This window comes from Mucilaginibacter sp., assembly GCF_028288105.1.
Taxonomy (GTDB): domain Bacteria; phylum Bacteroidota; class Bacteroidia; order Sphingobacteriales; family Sphingobacteriaceae; genus Mucilaginibacter.
On the sequence record NZ_JAQBOI010000291.1, the window covers coordinates 1 to 2,582 of the forward strand.

The following is a 2,582-nucleotide window of genomic DNA, read 5'->3' on the forward strand; positions in this document are numbered from 1 at the left end:
AACATCAATAGCAATAAAAGGGAGTTATCATCTGACGAACGTGAGGGACTATTCAAGGCTTTGAAAACCCGCTTCGAAAAAAACATGAACCGCCATACAGGTGTTGAATGGTCTAAAGTACAGGCAAGACTGGAAGCCAATAGTGATAAACTGTGGTCGCTTGATGAAATGGAAATAACCGGGGGCGAACCTGATGTAGTTGGTTATGATGAAAAGACCGGCGAATACATATTTTATGATTGTTCGGCAGAAAGCCCTAAAGGGCGCAGAAGTGTTTGTTATGACCGGGAAGCGCTGGAGGCACGAAAAGAATATAAACCGGAGAATACCGCTATTGATATGGCAGCTGCCATGGGTATTGAGCTTTTAACAGAAGAACAATACCGGGAACTGCAGCAACTTGGAAAATTTGATCTGAAAACATCGAGCTGGGTAAAAACACCTGCCGATATCAGGAAACTTGGCGGGGCTATTTTTTGTGATCGCCGCTACGATACTGTCTTTACTTATCATAACGGGGCAGAATCTTACTACGCCGCCAGGGGTTTCCGCGGCTCGCTTAAGGTTTGAATTTTGCCCGGTAGCTAATAACTAAAACAGAGAGCATGACTAATCCGAAGGTTGATTTTTATTTTAACAAAGCCAAAAAGTGGCAGCAAGAATTGGAACAATTGAGAATGATAGTTCTTGACTGTGGGCTCACCGAAGAATTGAAGTGGGGCTGCCCGTGTTACACGTTTCAGGAAAGCAACATAGTTTTAATACATGATTTTAAAGAGTACTGCGCACTGCTGTTTTTTAAAGGTGCTTTGTTAAACGATACCAATGGTATTCTGATCCAACAAACGGAGAATGTGCAGGTGGCCCGTCAAATTCGCTTCACCAACGTTTTGGAAATAGTTGAGATGAAACCCATCCTGAAAGCCCATATTTTTGAAGCCATTGAAGTGGAAAAAGCTGGTTTGAAAGTGGATTTAAAAAAGACTACGGAATTTACCATCGCCGAAGAATTTCAATATAAATTAGATCGCATCCCCGCCCTGAAAACTGCTTTTGAAGCCTTGACACCGGGACGACAGAGGGCTTACCTGCTGCATTTTTCTGCGCCCAAACAATCCAAGACCCGGGAGGCGAGGGTTGAAAAATATATGCCGCAGATTCTCGGTGGAAAGGGATTAAATGATTAGTACATTCGATGAGAAAATAAATCGATCAAACTTTAATGTATAACGCCTCGGGTTGTGGCCTCAGGGTAGAAAGTTCTTGTATATGTTATGCGCAACCGATGTCAAACAAACAATAATATCAAATGGCTGAAGTAAAAACAAAACCAACTTCTGCAAGTGTGGAGGATCTTATCAACAATGTAGCTAACGAACAAAAACGCAAGGACAGTTTTGTGATTTTGGAAATGATGAAAAAAGCAACCGGGGAAGAGCCGATAATTTGGGGCAGTTCAATCATCGGTTTTGGTAAGGTAAGGTATAAAAGCCCTGCTACTGGCAGGGAAGGGGATTGGTTTCGGTTAGGTTTCGCTCCCCGTAAAGCGAATTTATCATTGTACTTTATGGATCTTAAGATCCATGAGGAAGCTCTTACAAAGCTTGGCAAGCATAAAACCGGTTCTGGTTGCGTCTACCTAAATAAGCTGGCGGATATCGATATAAAAGTTTTGAAGGAAATCATCGATACAACAGCATCAAATCGAAAGTAAATGCTTTCTCAAATGAGGTGATTTCAATTTCCGTGCTTGTGTCCTCACCATAGGTGTTCAGAAGATTAGTGTTTGGCTAAAGCCCATTTTCTGATTTCTCTATCCGTCCCATAAATGGGACGGCAATGAATGGGAAATTATAGAATCACTTGTACTTATCATTGCCGTTGGCTTTAGCCAACGGATCACAAACAAAACTTATAAGGCTTTAGCCAAAGTCCGGATTTTGAGCATTATTTCGTTTCCCCGATATCCGGGTTATGTATCAGGCAATACATCATGCTTTTTAGCAGGTTAATGTATATGTTGATGCCTTCGTTTATTTCGTTTACAAGAATATATTCATTGGCCGTGTGTGACCGGGCAGAGTCGCCAGGCCCCATTTTTAACGACGGCACGCTTAGCCAGGCCCTGGTCGCTGCTGGTAGGAGATACATAAGTCTTCTTCCTAAAGCCATACCCGCCCTTACCAAAGGGTGAATATGATCTATACAGGATGGTTTAAGTATAACCCTCCCGGGGGCAATTGTACACACGGTACTTTCTTTTAAGGCGTACATCTACCGTAAAATGGCATTCATGGGGGAATAATGTTGTGCTGCAAGCCCGTATTTATTTGTGTAACCGTCATTTTAATTGTGCTCAAATAAAAACAGCGGTGGAAAAACTCATCGCTGTTTTTATTAGGTCAATTGCTGTTAATACGGCTTACCTACTGCTAAATAGGTGTTCTCTACTCATAACTGTTTCATTTTTACAGATAAATAGATAAAATGTAGATTATAGGTTAAAGGAAAATAAAGCTTGCAACTTTTATTTTAACTTTTCGTAAACATTATAACCAATATCAACCCAGATTTATAAATCT

At 41.2% G+C, this 2,582-nt stretch carries 4 protein-coding genes; 3 read left to right on the forward strand and 1 reads right to left on the reverse strand.

Translation table 11 applies throughout. From position 1 onward, the window contains the following. Positions 1–3: 3 nt before the first annotated feature. From JWQ85_RS19275 to JWQ85_RS19285, 3 genes are all read left to right on the forward strand, one after another. Entirely contained in the window at positions 4–570 is a 567-nt protein-coding gene (locus tag JWQ85_RS19275; RefSeq protein WP_299470874.1) for a DUF4256 domain-containing protein, read from the forward strand. Between the two features lie 35 nt (positions 571–605). Beyond that, on the forward strand, positions 606–1,187 hold the full coding sequence (locus JWQ85_RS19280; protein WP_299470868.1) for a YdeI family protein: 582 nt from the start codon (positions 606–608) through the stop codon (positions 1,185–1,187). Positions 1,188–1,309: 122 nt separating this feature from the next. Beyond that, positions 1,310–1,714 carry a DUF1801 domain-containing protein gene (locus JWQ85_RS19285; RefSeq protein WP_299470870.1) on the forward strand — a complete coding sequence of 135 codons (405 nt, stop codon included), beginning with the start codon at positions 1,310–1,312 and terminating at the stop codon, positions 1,712–1,714. Positions 1,715–1,947: 233 nt separating this feature from the next. Here JWQ85_RS19285 and JWQ85_RS19290 read toward each other — a convergent pair whose 3' ends face one another. Beyond that, entirely contained in the window at positions 1,948–2,274 is a 327-nt protein-coding gene (locus JWQ85_RS19290; protein WP_299470872.1) for a hypothetical protein, read from the reverse strand. Positions 2,275–2,582: the final 308 nt, after the last annotated feature.

Excerpts from the sequence above, each read along its gene's own strand:
- JWQ85_RS19290 (WP_299470872.1), bottom strand. The coding sequence starts at position 2,274 with ATGTACGCCTTAAAAGAAAGTACCGTGTGTACAATTGCCCCCGGGAGG.
- JWQ85_RS19285 (WP_299470870.1), top strand. The coding sequence starts at position 1,310 with ATGGCTGAAGTAAAAACAAAACCAACTTCTGCAAGTGTGGAGGATCTT.
- JWQ85_RS19280 (WP_299470868.1), top strand. The coding sequence starts at position 606 with ATGACTAATCCGAAGGTTGATTTTTATTTTAACAAAGCCAAAAAGTGG.